The sequence below is a fragment of the Aliidiomarina shirensis genome (genome assembly GCF_003987345.1).
GTDB lineage: Bacteria > Pseudomonadota > Gammaproteobacteria > Enterobacterales > Alteromonadaceae > Aliidiomarina > Aliidiomarina shirensis.
This window is the reverse complement of sequence record NZ_PIPP01000001.1, coordinates 626,395-645,631: the sequence shown is the minus strand read 5'-3', so window position 1 is coordinate 645,631 and position 19,237 is coordinate 626,395. Positions and strand designations below refer to the sequence as shown.

At 42.5% G+C, this 19,237-nt stretch carries 26 protein-coding genes and 1 pseudogene; 26 read left to right on the top strand and 1 reads right to left on the bottom strand.

From position 1 onward, the window contains the following. Positions 1-83: 83 nt before the first annotated feature. The 12 genes from CWE13_RS02995 to CWE13_RS02940 all read left to right on the top strand — a co-directional run bounded on the left by CWE13_RS02995 (position 84) and on the right by CWE13_RS02940 (position 8,419). Positions 84-650 carry an MltR family transcriptional regulator gene (locus CWE13_RS02995; RefSeq protein WP_157980926.1) on the top strand — a complete coding sequence of 189 codons (567 nt, stop codon included), beginning with the start codon at positions 84-86 and terminating at the stop codon, positions 648-650. A gap of 86 nt (positions 651-736) precedes the next feature. Continuing rightward, complete coding sequence (locus tag CWE13_RS02990; RefSeq protein WP_126805847.1) at positions 737-1,219, top strand: hypothetical protein; 483 nt, start codon at positions 737-739, stop codon at positions 1,217-1,219. Between the two features lie 89 nt (positions 1,220-1,308). Beyond that, positions 1,309-2,403 carry a DUF4238 domain-containing protein gene (locus CWE13_RS02985; RefSeq protein WP_126805846.1) on the top strand — a complete coding sequence of 365 codons (1,095 nt, stop codon included), beginning with the start codon at positions 1,309-1,311 and terminating at the stop codon, positions 2,401-2,403. Positions 2,404-2,498: 95 nt separating this feature from the next. Beyond that, positions 2,499-3,194: a toll/interleukin-1 receptor domain-containing protein gene (locus CWE13_RS02980; RefSeq protein ID WP_126805845.1), complete on the top strand. Its 696-nt coding sequence runs from the start codon at positions 2,499-2,501 to the stop codon at positions 3,192-3,194. A 420-nt stretch (positions 3,195-3,614) separates the two neighbouring features. Beyond that, positions 3,615-3,965 (top strand): hypothetical protein, encoded by a 351-nt coding sequence (locus tag CWE13_RS02975; RefSeq protein WP_126805844.1) that lies wholly within the window; start codon positions 3,615-3,617, stop codon positions 3,963-3,965. A 132-nt stretch (positions 3,966-4,097) separates the two neighbouring features. Next, complete coding sequence (locus CWE13_RS02970) at positions 4,098-4,319, top strand: hypothetical protein (protein ID WP_126805843.1); 222 nt, start codon at positions 4,098-4,100, stop codon at positions 4,317-4,319. Positions 4,320-4,375: 56 nt separating this feature from the next. After that, positions 4,376-4,594 (top strand): hypothetical protein, encoded by a 219-nt coding sequence (locus tag CWE13_RS02965; protein WP_126805842.1) that lies wholly within the window; start codon positions 4,376-4,378, stop codon positions 4,592-4,594. Between the two features lie 126 nt (positions 4,595-4,720). Further along, positions 4,721-5,035 carry a hypothetical protein gene (locus tag CWE13_RS02960; protein ID WP_126805841.1) on the top strand — a complete coding sequence of 105 codons (315 nt, stop codon included), beginning with the start codon at positions 4,721-4,723 and terminating at the stop codon, positions 5,033-5,035. A 518-nt stretch (positions 5,036-5,553) separates the two neighbouring features. Next, entirely contained in the window at positions 5,554-5,841 is a 288-nt protein-coding gene (locus CWE13_RS02955; RefSeq protein WP_126805840.1) for a hypothetical protein, read from the top strand. A 96-nt stretch (positions 5,842-5,937) separates the two neighbouring features. After that, on the top strand, positions 5,938-6,435 hold the full coding sequence (locus CWE13_RS02950; RefSeq protein WP_126805839.1) for a DoxX family protein: 498 nt from the start codon (positions 5,938-5,940) through the stop codon (positions 6,433-6,435). Positions 6,436-6,457: 22 nt separating this feature from the next. Then, entirely contained in the window at positions 6,458-6,925 is a 468-nt protein-coding gene (locus tag CWE13_RS02945; protein WP_126805838.1) for a hypothetical protein, read from the top strand. Positions 6,926-7,381: 456 nt separating this feature from the next. Beyond that, positions 7,382-8,419, top strand: coding sequence for an alpha/beta hydrolase family protein (locus CWE13_RS02940; protein ID WP_126805837.1), 1,038 nt, complete (start codon positions 7,382-7,384; stop codon positions 8,417-8,419). Positions 8,420-8,592: 173 nt separating this feature from the next. Here CWE13_RS02940 and CWE13_RS02935 read toward each other — a convergent pair. Continuing rightward, positions 8,593-8,868, bottom strand: a pseudogene (locus tag CWE13_RS02935) (MipA/OmpV family protein); the annotation flags it as partial. Positions 8,869-9,283: 415 nt separating this feature from the next. On the opposite strand from CWE13_RS02935, the gene CWE13_RS02930 reads away from it, so the two are divergent. The 14 genes from CWE13_RS02930 to CWE13_RS02865 all read left to right on the top strand — a co-directional run bounded on the left by CWE13_RS02930 (position 9,284) and on the right by CWE13_RS02865 (position 18,742). Further along, complete coding sequence (locus tag CWE13_RS02930; protein WP_126805836.1) at positions 9,284-10,024, top strand: toll/interleukin-1 receptor domain-containing protein; 741 nt, start codon at positions 9,284-9,286, stop codon at positions 10,022-10,024. A 107-nt stretch (positions 10,025-10,131) separates the two neighbouring features. Beyond that, positions 10,132-10,602, top strand: a complete 471-nt coding sequence (locus tag CWE13_RS02925) for a hypothetical protein (RefSeq protein WP_126805835.1) — start codon at positions 10,132-10,134, stop codon at positions 10,600-10,602. 417 nt (positions 10,603-11,019) lie between these two features. Continuing rightward, entirely contained in the window at positions 11,020-11,367 is a 348-nt protein-coding gene (locus CWE13_RS02920; RefSeq protein ID WP_126805834.1) for an energy transducer TonB family protein, read from the top strand. 172 nt (positions 11,368-11,539) lie between these two features. Then, positions 11,540-11,761 (top strand): hypothetical protein, encoded by a 222-nt coding sequence (locus tag CWE13_RS02915; RefSeq protein ID WP_126805833.1) that lies wholly within the window; start codon positions 11,540-11,542, stop codon positions 11,759-11,761. 106 nt (positions 11,762-11,867) lie between these two features. After that, complete coding sequence (locus CWE13_RS02910; RefSeq protein WP_126805832.1) at positions 11,868-12,506, top strand: hypothetical protein; 639 nt, start codon at positions 11,868-11,870, stop codon at positions 12,504-12,506. 103 nt (positions 12,507-12,609) lie between these two features. After that, on the top strand, positions 12,610-13,023 hold the full coding sequence (locus tag CWE13_RS02905) for a hypothetical protein (RefSeq protein WP_126805831.1): 414 nt from the start codon (positions 12,610-12,612) through the stop codon (positions 13,021-13,023). 177 nt (positions 13,024-13,200) lie between these two features. Next, positions 13,201-13,722: a YcxB family protein gene (locus tag CWE13_RS02900; RefSeq protein ID WP_126805830.1), complete on the top strand. Its 522-nt coding sequence runs from the start codon at positions 13,201-13,203 to the stop codon at positions 13,720-13,722. A 56-nt stretch (positions 13,723-13,778) separates the two neighbouring features. Continuing rightward, a complete protein-coding gene (locus CWE13_RS02895) occupies positions 13,779-14,666 on the top strand; it encodes a hypothetical protein (RefSeq protein ID WP_126805829.1) in 888 nt (295 codons plus the stop codon). Positions 14,667-14,736: 70 nt separating this feature from the next. Continuing rightward, positions 14,737-15,165: a hypothetical protein gene (locus CWE13_RS02890; RefSeq protein ID WP_126805828.1), complete on the top strand. Its 429-nt coding sequence runs from the start codon at positions 14,737-14,739 to the stop codon at positions 15,163-15,165. 105 nt (positions 15,166-15,270) lie between these two features. Continuing rightward, positions 15,271-15,609 (top strand): hypothetical protein, encoded by a 339-nt coding sequence (locus CWE13_RS02885; protein WP_126805827.1) that lies wholly within the window; start codon positions 15,271-15,273, stop codon positions 15,607-15,609. Between the two features lie 159 nt (positions 15,610-15,768). Beyond that, positions 15,769-17,118 (top strand): metal-dependent hydrolase family protein, encoded by a 1,350-nt coding sequence (locus CWE13_RS02880; RefSeq protein ID WP_126805826.1) that lies wholly within the window; start codon positions 15,769-15,771, stop codon positions 17,116-17,118. Beyond that, positions 17,118-17,519 carry a GFA family protein gene (locus CWE13_RS02875; RefSeq protein ID WP_126805825.1) on the top strand — a complete coding sequence of 134 codons (402 nt, stop codon included), beginning with the start codon at positions 17,118-17,120 and terminating at the stop codon, positions 17,517-17,519. The genes CWE13_RS02880 and CWE13_RS02875 overlap by 1 nt, the downstream gene beginning before the upstream one ends. A 168-nt stretch (positions 17,520-17,687) precedes the next feature. Then, positions 17,688-18,143, top strand: coding sequence for a hypothetical protein (locus CWE13_RS02870; protein WP_126805824.1), 456 nt, complete (start codon positions 17,688-17,690; stop codon positions 18,141-18,143). Positions 18,144-18,223: 80 nt separating this feature from the next. After that, entirely contained in the window at positions 18,224-18,742 is a 519-nt protein-coding gene (locus CWE13_RS02865; protein ID WP_126805823.1) for a DUF4269 domain-containing protein, read from the top strand. Positions 18,743-19,237: the final 495 nt, after the last annotated feature.

Sequence of the window (19,237 nt, the reverse complement as noted above, 5' to 3'; positions counted from 1 at the left end):
AACGCGGACGTATTTTTCGCTCGCTGCGCTCACCAAAAAAACACCGGTTACTGCTGGCGTTAGGCATCTTACAGGGAGATATCGTGAAGCCAGAAGAGTTCATTAATAAGAGAAGTCAGGAGGTTTTGGCCTTTAGAAAGGCTCTTACTAAAGAAACGGACAGAGGGTGTGCTTTGTTCGCTACTTCATACCTCGACAAGGCTCTATCTGACCTTCTTTATTGTGCCTTGGCTCATGACAAAAAGATTAAGAATGATCTTTTTGAAGGTAATGCACCACTCGCTTCATTTTCCTCTCGCATAAAGTTGGCATTTTATTTGGGGAAAATATCTAAGATTGAACGGCGTGATTTAGATTTGTTGAGAAAAATTCGAAACGAGTTTGCGCATAACGCAGATGCAATTGACTTTGAAGTAGAGAAAATCAAAAGTCAGTGCGGAGAACTGTCCTTCTCATATCATGAGAAGGATCATCGTCCAAGAGGCCATTTCACCGCAGCTTGTCTTGGGATTTTAGCGAATATTCATAACGAAACGCTTCTATGCCAAGCTCCAGAAATTAAGGCGGACAACGCACCCAGCGAAGAACGGAAAAAGAAGGCAAGAGATGATGCTCAAAGAAAGTACGAAGAGGCAAAGAAAAATGCCTAACAATCGCAGTCAAAGCGACGGCTTTTTCGTTCCGGCTACGCCTGCACTAAAAAGCCGCGCTTGCTGCGGGCGTTAGAAGGAGGGGCATGGATACGGCATTCCGACATCTTCATATGCCAAGCGAACTGGCGTGCGAGTTTCTGGCGGTGTTCGCCCGGATGGAATACGCGCTGAAAGCGACAAGGTTTGCGGTTGGGAATCGACGCGAAGTTTCTGCTTCTTGGGATCGATTTGCCAATGTAGCTAATGAACGGTTCTACGCTGAATCCAGTGAAGATTTGAAGGTGGCGGTTGAGTATCTTTGGAATTCGCCTCCCCGCAAGCAGTTTCTTTCTGAGGGTGGTCGAGTTCGCTTTCGGGACTTTGAAATTGACCCAGACCAAAGCCAATTGCACCAATTGATACTCATGGTTCGAACAGTTCGAAACAATCTATTCCACGGTGGGAAACACATCCCAGATGGTGAGGTTGAGCCAGGGCGGAACCAAAGTCTCGTGCACTATTCGTTGATCTTACTTCGGGAATGCACTCAGCTTGTAGATGACGTGCGAGATGCTTATGAGCTATAACCCTTCTAACAAAGTAATTAAATTAGCTCCCTGCGGTCGCCGGACGCTCGTTCCTCGCGCCGTTTATTGCGGGCGTTAGAGTGCAGAACATGTCGCAAATAACGAAAAATCAACACTTTGTTCCTCAATCGCTAATTAAGCATTTTTCTGAAGGTGACGAAGTTGTAAATGTGTATGACTCTAAGCGGATTATATCAAGGCCTCCAACCTCTGTTGCGCGTGTGCTATCAGAAAACTATTTTTATGGCAGAGACAATTTAGTTGAAAACTTTTTAGCGCAGAATGTTGAGGGGCCAGCAGCCTCTATATTTCAAAATATTGTAGATAATCCGACAGCACCAATCATCTGCAATAGAATTGACTTGCTCAGATTTATAACTGTGCAGCTGAATAGAACACCAAGTGCTTTATCTGCCTCTTTGAAAAATATTGACAACTTTACGAGTTCTCTAATCAGAGAGCTTGGTGAATTAAATGGGTTTGATAAAGAAACAATAGAAAATGTTAAATTCGTTTTGAATGACCCAAAAGCTGTTTTGGGGCAGCAAACATTAGAAGGCGCATTAAACTGGCCACTATTAGATGACCTTGAGTGGCATATACTAATTAATAAAACAGATACAAGTTTTGTCATTTCTGATCATCCTGTAGTTCACTATAACTGGCATCTGAGAAATTCCAATAACATAGCCTATACATCTTTGACATCTTGCGGCCTACAGGTATTTCTTCCTATTTCACGCTCAATTACGCTTTGCCTGTATGATAAGAAAGTATATAAGTTTGGTGATAAGAAATATCACTTCAGCTATGTAGATAAAATCACTGACATTCTTTTGTTAAATGAATTGCAATTTAGGAGCAGAGAGTCCTTTGTTGTTTATGATTCAAAAAATTTAACTGATTATGTGATTAAGTCATGTGAAAAATTTCCCGGAAGCAGTCTGCACCAAAATCGATCATGGGCATCAAAACCCGAACCATCTGGAAATGATGAACTTAAATCAACTCATGTGAACTACAGAACGCAGTTAAATTTTAATCGTTGGTTGTCGATGAGTCAGGTGAAACGACGAATAAGAAAAAAGACAGTAGAGTGTTACGATAGAAATCCAATGATCGTCCAAGGCCATAGGGAGTTCATTGAAAAATCTAGAGATCGTGCCAAACAAAAAGCACTCTAACAAATCAATCAACTACGCGCCTTCGGCGCCGGACGCAGCATAGCTGCGCCGGTTAGTGAAGCGTTAGAACTATATTCAAGTAAGGAGAAAACATCATGGCAAGATGTACTGCACCAGTGAGAGGGCACAGTTCTGCTGCAGCTGCGGCAAATTGTCCAGCGTGTCGTTATAAGAGTCGTGGGTACAGTGGCTATAGCGGTTACAGTTCTTCATATCCATCGTATTCTGGTTCGAGTAAGTATTCTAGTAGTGGAGGGAGCAGCTCTAGAAGCGCAAAACCCCGCTGGTCTAAGTCGAGTTCGTCAGTCTCGTATACTTCTTCTCAAATTCAATCGTTAACACCTATAAGAGAGGCAGTAGAAGTTAAAGCAGCTGCCCAGCCAGATATTCGAGATGCTTTTTTATGCCATGCATGGGCTGATCGTAAAGAGTCTGCCAAGGAACTGCATGATTTACTTGAAACCGCCGGTGTGAAAGTTTGGTTCAGTGAAAAAGATCTTGGTCTGGGTGTACCGATGATGCGAGCCATCGACAAGGGCTTGGTAAATTCCAAAGTAGGGCTTGTTCTGGTAACTCCCGCAATGTTAGAGCGTCTTCCAAAGGAAAGCGTTGCTGATAAAGAGCTATCTGCTTTATTAGCAGGTAACCGGCTCGTCCCTATAGTCCACAATACGACATATGACGCTCTTCGTAATGTAAGCCCTTTGCTTGCATCAAGAACTGGTTTAGACACCTCGGAAGATTCAATGGCTGAGATTGCCGAAAAAATCGCTGAGTTGGTGGCGATATAATTCAGTGCGGGCGTTAGGCGGAACATTTCAAATCGGGAGAGATGATGAAACGGATATTTTTAACCTTGGCGATATTATTCAGTACGGTTTATTTGACTGGGTGCAGTAAAGGGCCTGGAGAATTAGAAGGAACTTGGCGTTTACAGGGAGGAATGCCAATGAACGTCACGTACCGCCAAAACGAAGAAGAGGCCATGGGGATAATTAGTAAAGTCTCATACAAACACGATGGAAACGATATTCTTGTTATCTACAAAAGCGGGATGGCGGAAGGGCATACCATTCGTTTCACCAGGGTGGATGGGGATACTTATAGATCAGAACTCGGCACTCTGAAGAGAGTTCGTTGATTCTGCCTAACAAATCGTTCAAACCGACGCCGCTTTGCGTCGAGGTTTAACTCAAGCGTTAGGCGCCCAAATGGAAGAGCTCGAACGCGCGGACTTAGACGACTGCAGTGTGGTTGGCGTCCACAGAAACCCTGACTGGTTGCTCATCGAGCTCGAGTGGGGATCCGAGAACTCGCCTTGCAAGATCATAGTGATCGCTCACAATGTGACCAACGAAAAGATCGAGCATTTCGTGGGTCATGGAGTTACAGCTCCTCACCCTGATCCGGACCTTCCTCTCGATTGGGTGCAGTACTCTGGGACCAAGCAGGGAGTCTTGGAGCTTGGCGGTCAGCTAAGGGGGGATGCTTGGTTCTCTTGGCAAATTTTTGCAGAGAAGATCGAGATACGTCGTGACTATGTCGCCAATGTCCTGTCCTGACGCCGCACACTACTACCGATTGCCGGCTTCTGCCCCACAGCGGAAGGGGCTCGCAGCGCCTAACTTTGCGTTTCAGCGGAAACCGTTGCGCGGTTCCGTTGAACTTGGGCGTTACACAGGCAAGAGGTGCAAGTGAGTAGCATCAAAGACGAATTAACTTTGGCGCCAAGGATGATAGAAGATGCCTATAAATTTTGTAGAGCGGCTGAGATTTTAGTGTCTGAACGAAACATGATGAAAATCTCTCAAATTAATGCTGCATTATCGATTGAAATTCTCCTCAAAAGCTTTTTCTCTAGTGTTGTAGATCACCCTGGAAAGGTTTATGCAACCTACAAATTTGAAAAAAACTAGCTCCAAAAGTTACTGACAAACATAATCTAATGCAGCTTGCAGAGGCTCTGCCTCCGATGACAAAAGCAAGGCTAATTACTCGCTCTGTTGAATGGCAACTAAATGAGTACCAAACAACCTTTGTTAAAGACCGGTATGGCTATGAATCGGATGCAAATCGTGGCGTTAGTAAAATAGTACAAGAGCTTGCCAAGCACTTGGTTGAAGAGGTTGTTTATATTTATAAAGAAGTTGGCTGCAATGATCCTTGGATTCAACACTATCCAAATGTGTAACAAAGCAATCAAACGCATGGATTTTAAGTTGCACTTTTGCCATTCCGTTTCGCTCTATTTTATGGCAAAAGCGCAACTTAAAAACCACCGTTTATCGCGGCGCTAACACTACAATAATGAGGTTGCATGAGATACGTAACAATTGAGCTGACACAAGGAAATATAAATAACAATCATCTTTATTTGTCGTCGGCCATGAAGATGTTCCCAACTAGCTCCGTCGGCGGTGCAAACTCGGATTCTATGGCCGATGTTCTGTTAGAGGTCCACAGCGGTATTGGTGATCCGATAAAAACTGATATTGCCGGCGACAAAAAGATATTTCGCAAGCGTTCATGGGTGGGCGAGTTTTTTCGAGCACACGCTTTGAAAGCTGGGGATAAAGTGGTCGTCCAAAGCACTGGTGAGAATCGCTATCATGTATATCCCTCGCGCGGCTGAGGGTGTTAACAAAGTAAAGCAGTTCGCAGCTGTCACTGCCGGACTCGCTTACGCTCGCCGCTGTTTACGACGTTAGTTGCCTTAGGTACTTATGAACTTTAGTGAAGATAGAATTTTAAAAAACAGAATTTATGCTTACATTGCGTTTAGTTTTGTTGTCTTCTTCGGTGCAATACGCCTTCTGGAACCCTATGAAGAGCGATTTGTAGACTTATCTGGCATTTGGCTTGTGTTAGGTGTTCTTTTTCTTTACTGCATTTCACTTTTATTGGAATATTTGACTTATAAAGTACTTAATAAATACTTATACAAAAGGTAAACGGCAACTAACAAGCGCATAAACTCGCTCGCAAGCTCGCTGGGACAATGATACTTGGGCTCAGTAGTTTCGCTCCAATTTTAGCCTACGTGTCATTGCCCGTTATGCGGGCGTTAGCTTTGCGGAGGCATTTATCGACACTTTGCTATTTTTGATTGGCTCCGTATTGTTTTTTGTATTGGTTATAAAGTTGGAATCAATGATTCCTGTTAACTATTTGGATAAAGTAGAAAGAACATTTAGTGATTTAGGTACAACCGTGCAGGTAAGACCAAATTCTTACTCTCGTTTTTATAACACCAAAGGACGATTGATAAAAAAGTCAGACATATCAAAAATCCAAATGGCTGGCTGTCTTACACTTTTTACGTTATCAGATAACGCAATAGATATTACAGTTCATCCAGCTAATAGAGATATCGTGTTTGAAAAAGCTAAAAGTATATTTACAGAGGCTCAAGTTGTTGAAATTGATATGCAAAGCTAACAATACGCATCACTTGCTCCCTGCGGTCGCTGGGACGCCAACCCGCTGCGCGGCTCGTCGCCCGTGTGCTTTGCGTTATGACATCATGGAGGTTTTATGCTGACGCCGATCATAATCTTATCGATATTGATATTTCCTCTATTAGTGGCTTTTGTAATTTCAAAGATAACTAGACGTAAGCTGGATGCCCACAAGTTTGCCTGTTGGGGGCTTGGTGTTGCTTTCATATACTTTTTCATTGGTCACTTGGTCCAAACGGATGGAATGGTAGATATGCTGCCGGTTTGGCTGCCAATGCGCTTAGAACTTGTTTATCTTACTGGAGTGCTTGAGCTTGCGATTGGTATTGCACTTTTTATTCCTAAATATCAACAGATTGCTGCAAAACTAGCTATTGTGGTGTTTGTGGTCTTTTTTCCTGCGAACATTTATGCTGCGCTGAACAGTGTTGGCATGGGAGGACATCAATGGGGGCCTGTGTACTTGTTGATAAGGGCACCGCTCCAATTAGTGCTAATCGCATGGGCATATTATATGTGCCTAAAAAGTCATAACAAATCAATGCAGCCGACCGCTGACGCGGCGTCTGATTGAAGCGTTACGAATAGGGAGAACCGTGCCAAAAGTTACGTTCGATGCCATCAAAGCTGCCGCCGATGAATTTTTCCATCGACATTGGCCTTCCTCGGAAGCCGAAGTGCCAAGTTGGAATATTCCGTGGGATTTGGTCGGAACACTGCCTGGGCACAACAAACAAGGTATATATCTGCTTTTGGGAGAGCATGACGAAGTCCTATATATTGGTGTTGGCGCCTCTTTAGGCGGTGGTAAATATACAGGGTATGGCCTTGGTAGAAGGACGAATCAATATTTCCGCATGGCAGAAGGTCAACGAGGTGTTCGTGTAAAGAATAGACAGTACGCCCCTAAGAAAAAATGGGCCGATCGGGGCGTGTCGCAGGTGGTTACTCTGGGGTTTCACCAGGACTATGCATACTTGGCTTATGGGTTAGAGGCCTTTCTGTTGCGGGAAATAGAAACTCCCTACAACAAAGTACGCTCTGCCAGAGCATCAAATTCTTAACAATTCGCTGTACCGGATACTCCTCACGTCGCAACGGTAAGCTCAGCGTTATGCGTACTAAATCTAAATCCGAGGTTGTCGATTAAAACCATGATGGAATCATTAAACTAGCCGCTAAGCTAATTTGCAAAGTGGTTTATCTTTATAAACAACAAGGGTGTAATGATCCATTCATTGAGAATTTTGATGTAGAAAATCTGTGTTTTACCCATGTACAAAGGTTTCTAATAGTAAATCCATAAGAACCGGCTGTTATCGACCCACCGGGGCAGGAACGACCTTTTCGTCTTTGCGCGGCTGCAAGCTAGTCCCAAAGCCGAGTGTTATGACTAAGAAAGCTCTAATGATCTTTAAGTCGGTGATACGACTATGCGAAAAACTATATGTGCTATTTTGCTTTTGTGGCACGTAAAACCTAGTAACACTTAATATATAAAACGTTGATGGTAACTTAATATGAAGATATTCATAACATTAGTCATGCTAACTCTGTCTATCACCAAGTGTATAGCTCAAACGGAAAATGAAATCTTCGAATTTGAGTTTGAAGGCTATACCCTAAATGGTGTTTTGAATTTGCCAGATGAGCCTGAACCTAAGGGGATCGTACTTATTGTTCACGGTTCTGGGGAAACAAATGCGGTTGAACAAAACTGGTATTCTGATGTAAGGCAAACGATTCTGAGTGCCGGTTATGGAACTTACATGTGGGATAAAATGGGGTGTGGTAACAGCGAAGGAACGTTTAACTATAACCAGTCAGTTGAGAACAGCGCGTTGGAAGTGATTGCAGCCATCAATGAGTTAAAGAGAAAGATGATACCGGGTTCTGATAAAATTGGTCTTTGGGGGATTAGCAGAGCGGGATGGATAAACCCATTAGTGATTAATAACTATAGTGATATTGAGTTCTGGATTTCTGTTAGTGGTGTTGATGGAAAAGAGAACTTTAAATATTTGCTCGAGCAGAATTTGCGAATCAGCGGCCATCCGGAGGACTATGTTGAACTAATAGTTAATGAATGGGTTGAAGGAATGAGAATTACTCATTTGGGAGAGAGTTTTGAGGCTTATCAAAATGCAACTTCAAATCTCGGGAAAAATCAATTTTGGTTAAGATTTACAGATGGAGGAATTACAGAAGAGGGTTACAACCTTTATCAAGCCACCTTTATGGAAGAAGAATTTGAAGAGAGTATGGGATTGCAAGTATATATTCCAAATTTTGACAAGATTTTATCTAATATTGAGATCCCTGTTTTGGCATTATTTGGAGAGCAGGATATGAATGTGGATTGGAAGGAAACCAAATTGTTGTATCAGAGCGCACTTAAAAACAGCGCAGATCTGACTATAGAATCATTCCCTAATTGTAACCATAATTTGTTTCAATCTGATACAGGCGGCTTTTTTGAGTTTCAAGATAGGAGCCTTACTCGGACTAGATGTGATGGATTCTTAGATGCTATGGCTGACTGGCTTGATAAAAGGTAATGAATTTCTAGGCTGAGGTTATGAGCTAAGGGTATTGGAAGCGACATAACAAACAAAAAACCGCGGAAAATCTTACGCTTCGCAGCTTTCCGGTGTTTTGGGCTTCATGCCCAGCCAGTATTTTAATGCGTCATATCAACGTCTAGGTTGCAAAAACATATGGCTAGAGTGGTTTAGAATACGTAGATAAACCCAATGTTTACTTCGGCTTCATAGTTGTTGCGCGCTATTGGGCTATCGGAAATGTCGCTGCTATATTGTTCATAAAATACCTCACCGAAGATCTGTTAATTAGGGGTGATGTAATTACGATAATTATAATGAACCCCTATCGAGCGAAACTCTCCGCTTAAGTTGGTTTCGACCAACCCTGATGCAGCAGCCTGCATTGCGTTTACGCCAAACTCGGTGTTAGCAAGTTTGTTATCGTGAAAAACTGTAACGACAGCGAATTCAAAAGCCTCATTTCGGTATTACCATTTGTACTTGTCTAGCTCTTTACTATCGTATAAGTTAATTAAATAAGAAATAACGCATGCCGACGGATGATGGCGAAGCGAACACAGTTGCAAAAGCAACTGAACATGAGCCTGCTCACGTTGTCTCCTCAGGGAAGAGCCCTCCTCATACATCGCTAATCCATACCTAAGTCATGCTCTATTCTAACCGTGCGGTACCGATTGTTTGCGCGCGTTCACAAACAGCATCGGACGCTAGAATAAAGCTTTGTATAACATTGAAAACATTAATGCGCACGCACGCTTTGTTTGTTATCGCGCATGCATGGTGTATCGGAGATATGAGGCGTGCTTGGTAATACAATGTTATGCCCTCAAAGCATCGAGTTCATATTAAGGAATAATAATGTCGATACCTAAAATATTTATTTCGTATTCTCACGATAGCCAAGATCACAAAAAATGGGTTCTTGATCTCGCAACAAGACTTCGGGGCAGCGGTATAGATGCAATTATTGATCAGTGGGAATTGCGTCCAGGAGACGATTTGCCACATTTTATGGAAACACACCTAGCTGATTCAGATTACGTAATAATGGTCTGCTCTGATACTTATGTAGAAAAAGCGAATAAAGGTGTTGGTGGTGTTGGCTATGAAAAGATGATCATAACTGCAGATCTCCTTACAAATATAGATTCTAATAAAATCATCCCTATTATTAAACAAAGTGGGACGCATAGTGTTCCAACATTTTTAAAAACTAAGCTTTTCATTGATTTCTCTAAGAGTGGTGACTATGAGTTTAGTTTCGATGAATTAGTAAGAACATTTCACGGTGCTCCGCTATTTGAAAAACCGGAAATAGGTAACAACCCTTTCACTCCAGTTGAAGAAATCAGACCGGAGAAAACTGGAGATGCGCTTCGCGAGCTAATGGCTATTGTTGTTTATGACTTCGAAAGTGGAGAGGATTGGTCAAGTTATAGAGGAATAGTAGGAAGAGTAGGGATTTCTCGAATCATGCTTGACTCACTTATTGAGGAGGCAAAGGAAAAAGGATTGGTCACACAAGATTCAGACAAAGATCTTAGGCTTGCTCAGCGTGGTAAATTTTATGCTGTTGAACACAAGTTAGTTCAGGCATAACAAGCACTTTAAACGGAACAAAAACAGTTGGTTGGTTTCGCTTCGCTACACATTTTAACCAGCTATTTTTGTCCGCTAAAGTGGGCGTTATATTTTCGGAGAGTACGATGAGTTTTCAAATTTATTCGAGTGATTTTCTCCCCGGTCACGGCATCCCGATATTGGTAGTAACTGAGCCTGTGCTTTCTGGAAGCGGGGCGGGGTTTGTGGCTGAGTGCCATGCTTTCTTTTGCGGGGCACCAGAGTCATATGCTTTGTTCACTGTTAGCTTCAAGCAGGAAGACAAGTCATATATTGACGGTGAGGAAGTGAGTGCGGCTGCGAAGCAAAGAGGCGAGTTCCATCTAAACGATTATCTTGCAGAGAAAAGCAGCGTTCGGTACCAAGCCATTCTCGCCGGATTCGGTGGAAGATTTTCTCCGTCCGAGAACAAACTATTATTACAGCTTCATCTGAGGAACTTTCTTTCATCAGATGTCGAATCAAAAATTGAGAGTCACACGAGCGATAGTGAGCTCAAAAGCCATATTCAAATGGTATCTAGGCTTTCTCGAGTAACCACTGAGAAGAAAATATAACAAAGCAATTAAATTCGCTCCCTGCGGTCGCCGGACGCTCGTTCCTCGCGCCGTTTATTGCGGGCGTTATAAGCCAATATGAATCGAAACAGACTTCTGCTTAAGTACCTCATCCTTTATCCGCTGTTAAATGTGGTAGGAATGGCTATTGGTACATTTGCTTTGTATTTTTCATTTTCATGGACAGTCGAATATGCGCGAGCATTTTTTTATGTAGGTGCTGTATTTTTAATTGTCATATTCTATCTGTTAAATTTTCGCATCATATTTCAGGCGTTTTTTTCAGGTAATAAAGGTGTCGTAAAGTAATGGCTTATAACAAGTTGCTAAATTTCGTTCCGACCACAAAAAGCGTGGCCTCCATGGTTCTGCCTAGGCTGTGCCGCGGCAGCCCGTTAGTAAAGCGCTAGGTGCTTCATGGTACAGCAAACATTTTCGTTTTTATTATTGTTATTTGCATTTGGCGGTAATGCCGAACTTACTTTAAACAAATGCAGCGAAGACATAGTTCCCTCGGACTCATTAGAACTGATGTGGCCGGGGTTACCTGCTGGGGGCGTGGAAGAGCGCGTCATCTCCGAATCAGTGGCACTAAAGTTTATTGTTAATGCTGAAGGCGTAACAGAGAATATCGAAGTAGTGAATTCTACTTCTAGAGGTTACGAGCTAAGTGCTAGGCGTACCATTTTTAAAACGCGCTTTATCCCCCCAAAGGTGAAGTGCATTAAATATATGGCTGTTCAATATGAACATACATTTACCTAACAAACTGTTGAAAGTGGAATGCATGTCTAAAAAGGACTGGTTCCTGTCTGTTGAAACTTATATGGTTACAAGGTAAGCCACATAACAAGCAAAATCAGCGGGAATTTTACTCGCTGAAAACCGTTCCTAAAATCCCCTGCGCGGGGCGTTATAAACTATAAGGAGAGTTCATTTGGACATCAATGTTACGCTTATTGTCCCTATTATGTTTCTACTGATGCTGTTCGTAGGCGTACCAAGCTATTACCTCGGTCGCCGTAAAACACAAACGCCAGTTTTAGCGGGGTTACTTGGTGTTGTGCTATGTATTATTCCACCACTCGCATTTCTTTATCTGATCGTTTTAGTGATTAAACAAGACGTACCCTCAAAATTACCGGAAGTAAATGGATAAGTTGATTTATAACAAAGCCAAGCGCGGCGACAGCTTTTCCGCTGCAGCTTTGCCTCCACTGCAAAGCCGCGCGTGATGAGCGGCGTTAGATGGTCATGGAGTAGACATGAAACGCATAACAGCATTGAGTTTTTTTATTTTTCTCGCTGGTTGCACCACCCAACACAATATTGAGAGGGAAGCTGAGGCAGCAGAGCAATGCATTAGCGAAGCAGAGAGACTGACTTTACTCAATCTTGATGAAGAGGCGTTTGACCAAGACCCTCCTAGCGGCGGTTGGAGAGGCATCGCTGAAAAAAGTGGATGCGAAATTGCGGCAGCTGATCTAATTCGAGACTATCGCGAGCGCCATAATTCGACAAATACAATTATTTATTGGCACGAGGGCCAAATGCGGGCAATGGCAAATGACTATGCCGAGGCTATTGCTTTGTTTGAAAAATCGAAAAAAACCAAAGAAAAAGATCTTGCGGGTTGGAATGAGTACGTTGATGCGTCAATTGCGTTCTTGCGAAAAGATCAACAAGCTCTCATTGAAGCTCGCGAAGCATTAGCTGCGGTAGCGGTTCCTCCCGGACTTGATGTAAAAGACGGCCTTCTTGTAATAACTGATAACTCAGGCAAACCGTTCAAGATGCGATGGCCTTTGAATATTGACGTTGTTGATGGCTTTATCAGGTGCTTTGAAAAAGATTACCGTGATGCATATGGAGATTCTGCGTGCAGGCAAACGCCACCAAATTAATGGAAAGAGCATCTAACAAGTCGCATCAGTACGCGCCTACGGCGCCGGACACTCATTTAGTCCGTGCCGCAGTCTTCTGCGTTAGCAGGCGATGGAGGTTTTTATGAGATATGCCTTAAAATTTGTTTTGATGACACTTGTGATTGTTTCGCATTCTGCCTTTGCTTGCAGGGAATTTGTAGGCTTTACGGAGCACCTTAAGGTTAGTGATGCTCGCGATTATTACGTGGTCGATATTCAGCAATTCGATAGTAATGGATTGCGCGGAAGGATTGTAAAATCATTTAATGAAGATGTTTCAGTAGGCGATATTGTGTCTATTGGATTCATTCAGGGTGAACAAGCCTATGCTAGGTGCAATACTAGGTTTGAACTAGGTGTAGTCTATCTTTTAAGGGCTGAATCGATAGATGGACGATTAGAGACATCTCGATTCAGTGGTTACAATATTTCAGCTGCTCACGAACGGTTTAGTGCTTATGTACAAGACATTGAAATGGCCCGAGATTCGCGCTAGCGAAGTGCTCATATCGTTCGCTGCCCCTTAACACAACGTTATGCGTTCGTCACAGTCGGTTCAATCTCTTTGATAAAGGGTGGTGCTTTTGAGAACACTCAACAAACGTGTCAAATTCTACGCTCGTAACTTGGGCGCTTCACGCGGGCGTTAAACATACACGGAAAAGTTTGAATCATGATTAAAACAATAAGAGTCACTAAGACGGATTATCTTAACTTCGCTAATTACGCTTATAAGCGTCTGTGCCCACCACAAGCTAAGGGCGGTATCGGCTTTATAAAAAGCATGATTATGTGGTGCATTTTAGCCATAGCTTTTATGTTTGCATTTCAGATTAACTCCCTATCAATCTCTAGCTTTCATTGGCCATCAGCGGCAATGGCCGCAATCCCTTTTGTAGTGTTTATTTTCGCTTACGCTAACAATATGCGTAAACTCCATCAGTCAAGTATTCCCAATGAAAATGGCTTAATGCTTGGAGAAAAAACCATAGAATTTGGTACTGACGGAATTACAGAAATAAACACACTTGGAAAGTGTTTCTATAAATGGGAAAGCGTTGAGTCCGTAGAAGATAATAACGGTGATCTTTATATTTTTTTAGATAAGCTTCTTGCCTTAATCGTCCCAGCTTCTTCTTTCTCCTCAGATATAGAAAAAGCAGAGCTCCATTCAATAATGAAAAAGTATGTATAACAAGGTGCTTAGAGTAGAGTTAAGCGCAATCAGTTTCTCATGGAGTAAAATTGAAAATGAGTGAATCGGTTACGCACTATATTAGAATATTCGTTGGGTTTGCTGTTTTTTTTCTTGTAACTTTTGTAGGGTGGGAGTTAGCGAAGAAATCCGTTTGGTTTGCCGGGGTATGGGAATCTCTTCTTAACCGTCTATTTATTGTTATTGTTGGTACTATTTTAGTTATTGGTCTTTTTTCCTTTATCTATTCATACTTTTGGGGAAGAAGAAACTTCATCCGGGCTTTCAAAGAAGTGGGAATTTTTAAATTAGATAAATGCAAAGAAAATGAATTGGTTAGGATACAGGGAGAATTAGTACTAATAGGGAGTCCATTGATTGCACCTTTTTCGGGTAAAGAATGTGCTGCTTTTGAAACAAGAGCGTCAACAATGGAAACAGTTGTAACTGTAACAACGATAGGTTCGCACGTTGAGTCAAAACAAATTTGGGTAACGTTAAAAACAGCCTCAGATACAAGCGATTTTTTAATTAAATGTAAAGATTCTTACGCATTAGTTAGAGTACAAGAATGTAAATTGAAAATTCACGAAGATATAATTCATGATGAAAACTCTTATGACAAAGATCGCGGTGGGTTCTTAAGTGAACATGAAAATACTATCAGAGAAAATGCTCTTACTCGAATGAATCACTCATCTAGAAACTTTATTGGTACATATGCTCAAAATATTAAATTTGAGGAAGGTCTATTAGAACAAGGTGAACAAGTTGCTGTAAGAGGTGTAGGTAAATGGGTCAACGTAGCTGATCTAGAAGAGCTAAGCTTCTTGCTCTCAAAAGGTGTAGATAAGATTTTTGAAATAAGAAACAGTGCAGATTATCAGCTATACATCAGTGATTCATTGGATGTTCTTGAAGAAGCAGTAGGAACTAAAATCTGATAAGAAATTGAACAGGAACAAATATGAGAATAATTGCAGAAATGGTGCATAAAACTTATAAGGAATAACAATGAAAAGAATATTATTGATAGCTGCTCTAAGTGCCCTAAGCCTCAACTCGTATGCGGCAGATGTTTGTGATAGCGCCTCACAAGAGTTTGCTGCTGCTGTTGAAGTGTATCAAGAAGAAGGCGGGACGGCTTTCATGAAGCGCGTTCTCAAAAATGGTCCGTTAGAAAACGATACAAGGTCACTCGATCAAGCTCAAGTACTTGGACAAATTGAACAATTTTTTGGCGCATTAGAGGGCGCCTCGATTTTAAGCACGAAAGCCTTAGGTGCAAAGTCTTGCTATATCATCGGGATACTTGAGTATGAAAATGGGCCTGCATTTGCAGTAGCCAACTACTACAGTGGTTCAAAAGGTGTTGGTGCTACATCAATGTTTTTCAAAACTGAACCGGAGCAAATACTTCCAAGCGAGTTTCTTGTTCAGTAGACATTTAACAAATAGATCAAAGGCAGCTCCACTATGTTGCGCTGGGCATTCCTCTCGGTCGGCCCTTTACGTGGGCGTTCCATAAAGCACGGAAATTACAATCACATGAAAACAATTATTGCATCAATTCTATTTGTATTTCTGTTCCCGGCGGTTTCATTTGCTGGTCCAATGGAGTGTAAAATTGGACCCATCGAAATGGATCTTGGCGGAAATAAATGGCTTGTGTACGCGTGCACTGACGAACGATCAATAGTTGCGGTTAGCGCCCCAGGCAACCCAGCCATGCCATTTTTTTTCGCGGTTAGCCCAGTAAATGGGGAGTATACCGTTTCGGGTGAAGGCAACGGAGATAAGGCTGCAAGTAAATCGGCTTACGATGAACTCATCAAATTACAAAAAGAAGAAATTGAGAACATCATTGCGAAAGCAAAAAATATATAACAAAAAGTTCAACACAGGAATATTAACCTCCGGCTCGTTTATGTGCAGGTATGGGCAGATTGCTTTTCCTCTGGTGCTACAAAGCATTGGCAGCTACATTTAACATTGCTCTGGTTATCGGGTACTGGGCAACAATATAATTTAAAAATAGAGGTTCATATGCGTGCCACAATCAATAGATATACCGTTCCCTTAATTTTATTCGGGTTTCTCATTTCGGCCGTTGGCTATGCAAAAGATGCCGAGCCTTCTGTTGTATTGTTTGAAAACGTTCGTATTTTTGACGGTACGAGTAGCGCGCTTTCTGCGCCATCTAACGTGCTTGTGCGCGGAAATGTTATTGAGCGAATCACCACTGACCCAATTCCTGTCGATCGCCGTGCTGATACGCGCATTATTCAAGGGGAAGGGCGAACATTAATGCCTGGCCTTATTGATGTGCACGTGCACATGACCTTCGGTGCGCTGAGCATGACCGATCTTATGTCACCTGACCTAACACCAGCTAAAGCAGGAGCAGCAGCGGCTCGCAATGCCGAAGAAACTTTGTTGCGCGGATTCACCTCGGTACGTGACGCCGGTGGACCGATATTTGAATTAAAAGCCGCGATCGATGCAGGGCAAATCAGCGGCCCACGTATTTGGCCATCGGGTGCTACCGTTAGCCAGACAGCCGGCCATGGTGATTTTCGCATGCCGCACGAACGTTCGCGGCGCTTCTTTGGGGAAGTTTCCCGTGCGGAACAAATGGGAGCCACATTCATCGCTGATGGGCGAGATGATGTGTTGACCGCGGTACGTGAGAATTTACGGTTCGGGGCGAGCCAAATTAAGCTAATGGCTGGAGGTGGTACATCTTCCGCCTATGATCCGATTGACGTAACACAATATACGCTCGATGAGATGCGAGCAGCGGTGGAAGCCGCTGAGGATTGGGGTACGTATGTAACCGTTCATGCGTATACACCACGCGCAGTGCAGCGAGCAATTGAGGCGGGCGTAAAAGTGATAGATCACGGCCAAATGCTCGATGAAGAAACGCTAAAAATGATGGTTGAGCATGGCGTTTGGTTATCGACCCAGGTTTTACGTTCGAGCACTCCGGATATGGATCCTCAGCGCGTGGCGAAACGTCAGCCCGTTCTTGAAGGGCAGGCGCGCCTTTGGCCAATGGCACGCGATCTCGATGTAAAGCTTGCCTGGGGAACTGATTTCTTGTTTGAGCCAGATCTAAATAAAGAACAGAATTCTTACATACCACCACTTGCTGAGTGGTTCTCCGCCGCAGAAATTCTTAAGTTAGTAACTCATGATAACGCTCAATTATTGGCTCTTTCCGGCCTACGAAGCCCTTACTCAGGAACGCTTGGTGTTGTTGAGAACGGCGCACTCGCCGATTTGTTGTTGGTAGATGGCGATCCTCTTTCTGATATTACCTTGCTTGCAGATCCGGAAAATAATTTCATAGTGATTATGAAAGACGGGAAATTGGTCAAGGATATTCTCTGATGACTAATTATTTTGGTTCTTGTTTGTGTGGCAATGCAAAATTTGAATTGCAGGGGGAGTTTGAAGGCTTTTACCTGTGTCATTGTCAGCATTGTCAAAAGGATACCGGGTCTGCTCATGCGGCCAATTTATTTTCGAGAGAAGCTAAGTTGACTTGGTTAGTTGGATCAGATTATGTGACGACCTTTACGCTTCCAGGCACTCGCCACATGAAAAGTTTTTGTACGTGTTGCGGATCAGCATTACCAACCTCTAATGCCGGAGGTTTGCTGGTCATTCCCGCTGGGTCTTTGGATACGAAAGTTTCTATAACACCAACAGCTCATATCTTTACATCTAGCAAAGCTGTTTGGGATAAAGATTTAGGTGATGTGCCAGAGTTTAAAGGGCTGCCAGAGTGAGTAGCTTTCCCACATTAAGCCGTGGCAGGTTTTGCTTCAATCGGAGCAGGAGTCGCTAGGCTTTCCGTTGAATGCGGTGTTACTTGCAATCTTTGATCGTATTAATTGGCGTAAGTGTTTATATTTTAAAAAAGCGCACTTATGCGTTATACACATTCGGGAGAAATCGTGAAAAAAGCATTTATTATAATTTGTATAGCCTCATTCATACTTCTTTATGAGGATTTAAATCATTTCTTTGTACTTTTGGTGGTGGGTGGTTTCGAAGTTGAACAGGCTACTCAAACCGCGTTTAGTAATTCAAGTGTTGATAGTGCCTTATTCATTGGCGCTTTTCGCTTAATACCCTTTGTTCTACTCATCTCATGCGCCGCTTACACAAGGCTTTTCGAATCGCTTAAAGGAAGATTTTCTTTATACATTAGTTTGCTAGTTTCCATACTTGTTATATTCAGTGGTTACTGGTCAATAACCGCTCCTCTATATACAGCCGAACAAATTTCTTCTACGTCAGCACTAAGCTATATATTTGTACCCATAGGTGCGCTTTTTCTTTCAGTTTGTGCCGGTGTCGGTTCATATTTATTGTTTAAAGTTTATGAGCGTGTATTTAAACGTGCATAATAAGTGGTTGTTGGCGAGCGTATCTGCGCTAAGGCACACGGCACATTTGAAGCGTTATAAGAAATCGAGAAGTGGCTAGAATGAATAGCAAAATAGCTCGCGCCAACAGAGCGATCAAAGAATCGGAAGTTCTTACTAAACTCGATGCATATTCGCCCGAAGTAGTAAGTACGATATTTGTCTCTCTGGATACGAATGAAAGCGACATCGATATCGTTTGTACGTACCAGGAACAGGAAGCGTTTATCGAGGCATTTGCATCGGCATATTCCGGCTATGAATCATACCGCTTGTACCCCCGCCAAGATCACGCCTTAGGTCAGTTTCACTGTCACCAATTTCTAATTGAAGTATATGCGTCGAAAACGCCAGTGAAATTCCAACCTGCATTTCGCCATTATCAGGTTATGAAACGCCTTGTAAATATTGGCGGGAATGAGTTCATCGAAAAGATACGGCAGCTTAAAGAAAGCGGCCTTAAAACAGAACCCGCTATTTGTCGGGTTATGGAGATTTCTGGTGAGCCATACGCTGCAGTACTTGAGCTAGAGCGCTGGTCCGAAAACGAGCTTAAGGTGCGTCTTGCTCAGTGCTTATAACAATCGCAGACAAAGCGATACCAAAAAGTGAAGTATGTTAACGGGGCATTATGTGCCTAGGAGTATAAAGTGATAGATAACTTTGCAGTGATATTCGTAATTCTTCTTTGTTCGGTCTTGTTGTGGTTCTTTTTGTGTATCCGGCTATTTAAAATACTAGAAACTAGGCATCCGGAAAAATATGAATCGATGGGTAAACCAAGCCTTTTTCTGAATAACTCGATTTCTAACAATATCACCTTTATGAAGTTTCTTTTTAAAAGGGAATGGAGAGGTCTAAATGATCCGAATTTGGCATTGCTAAGCAATTTTATGCTAGTTTTCTTTGTCGTCTATATGGCTGTATTTTTAACTTTATTTGTCTCAATACAGGTGAGATATGTGCTATAAAAAGTCAATAAGCTATGTACCTGTTGCGCCGTTTGCACTGAAGTGCGCTGGTTATTTTGGGCATAATGTATGTTAAAGCATTATCGGTAATATCGAGACCACAAC

Excerpts from the sequence above, each read along its gene's own strand:
- CWE13_RS02990 (WP_126805847.1), top strand. The coding sequence starts at position 737 with ATGGATACGGCATTCCGACATCTTCATATGCCAAGCGAACTGGCGTGC.
- CWE13_RS02960 (WP_126805841.1), top strand. The coding sequence starts at position 4,721 with ATGAGATACGTAACAATTGAGCTGACACAAGGAAATATAAATAACAAT.
- CWE13_RS02950 (WP_126805839.1), top strand. The coding sequence starts at position 5,938 with ATGCTGACGCCGATCATAATCTTATCGATATTGATATTTCCTCTATTA.
- CWE13_RS02980 (WP_126805845.1), top strand. The coding sequence starts at position 2,499 with ATGGCAAGATGTACTGCACCAGTGAGAGGGCACAGTTCTGCTGCAGCT.
- CWE13_RS02975 (WP_126805844.1), top strand. The coding sequence starts at position 3,615 with ATGGAAGAGCTCGAACGCGCGGACTTAGACGACTGCAGTGTGGTTGGC.
- CWE13_RS02985 (WP_126805846.1), top strand. The coding sequence starts at position 1,309 with ATGTCGCAAATAACGAAAAATCAACACTTTGTTCCTCAATCGCTAATT.
- CWE13_RS02930 (WP_126805836.1), top strand. The coding sequence starts at position 9,284 with ATGTCGATACCTAAAATATTTATTTCGTATTCTCACGATAGCCAAGAT.
- CWE13_RS02890 (WP_126805828.1), top strand. The coding sequence starts at position 14,737 with ATGAAAAGAATATTATTGATAGCTGCTCTAAGTGCCCTAAGCCTCAAC.
- CWE13_RS02955 (WP_126805840.1), top strand. The coding sequence starts at position 5,554 with ATGATTCCTGTTAACTATTTGGATAAAGTAGAAAGAACATTTAGTGAT.
- CWE13_RS02920 (WP_126805834.1), top strand. The coding sequence starts at position 11,020 with ATGGTACAGCAAACATTTTCGTTTTTATTATTGTTATTTGCATTTGGC.
- CWE13_RS02910 (WP_126805832.1), top strand. The coding sequence starts at position 11,868 with ATGAAACGCATAACAGCATTGAGTTTTTTTATTTTTCTCGCTGGTTGC.
- CWE13_RS02875 (WP_126805825.1), top strand. The coding sequence starts at position 17,118 with ATGACTAATTATTTTGGTTCTTGTTTGTGTGGCAATGCAAAATTTGAA.
- CWE13_RS02865 (WP_126805823.1), top strand. The coding sequence starts at position 18,224 with ATGAATAGCAAAATAGCTCGCGCCAACAGAGCGATCAAAGAATCGGAA.
- CWE13_RS02925 (WP_126805835.1), top strand. The coding sequence starts at position 10,132 with ATGAGTTTTCAAATTTATTCGAGTGATTTTCTCCCCGGTCACGGCATC.
- CWE13_RS02905 (WP_126805831.1), top strand. The coding sequence starts at position 12,610 with ATGAGATATGCCTTAAAATTTGTTTTGATGACACTTGTGATTGTTTCG.
- CWE13_RS02900 (WP_126805830.1), top strand. The coding sequence starts at position 13,201 with ATGATTAAAACAATAAGAGTCACTAAGACGGATTATCTTAACTTCGCT.
- CWE13_RS02965 (WP_126805842.1), top strand. The coding sequence starts at position 4,376 with ATGACAAAAGCAAGGCTAATTACTCGCTCTGTTGAATGGCAACTAAAT.
- CWE13_RS02895 (WP_126805829.1), top strand. The coding sequence starts at position 13,779 with ATGAGTGAATCGGTTACGCACTATATTAGAATATTCGTTGGGTTTGCT.
- CWE13_RS02940 (WP_126805837.1), top strand. The coding sequence starts at position 7,382 with ATGAAGATATTCATAACATTAGTCATGCTAACTCTGTCTATCACCAAG.
- CWE13_RS02885 (WP_126805827.1), top strand. The coding sequence starts at position 15,271 with ATGAAAACAATTATTGCATCAATTCTATTTGTATTTCTGTTCCCGGCG.
- CWE13_RS02880 (WP_126805826.1), top strand. The coding sequence starts at position 15,769 with ATGCGTGCCACAATCAATAGATATACCGTTCCCTTAATTTTATTCGGG.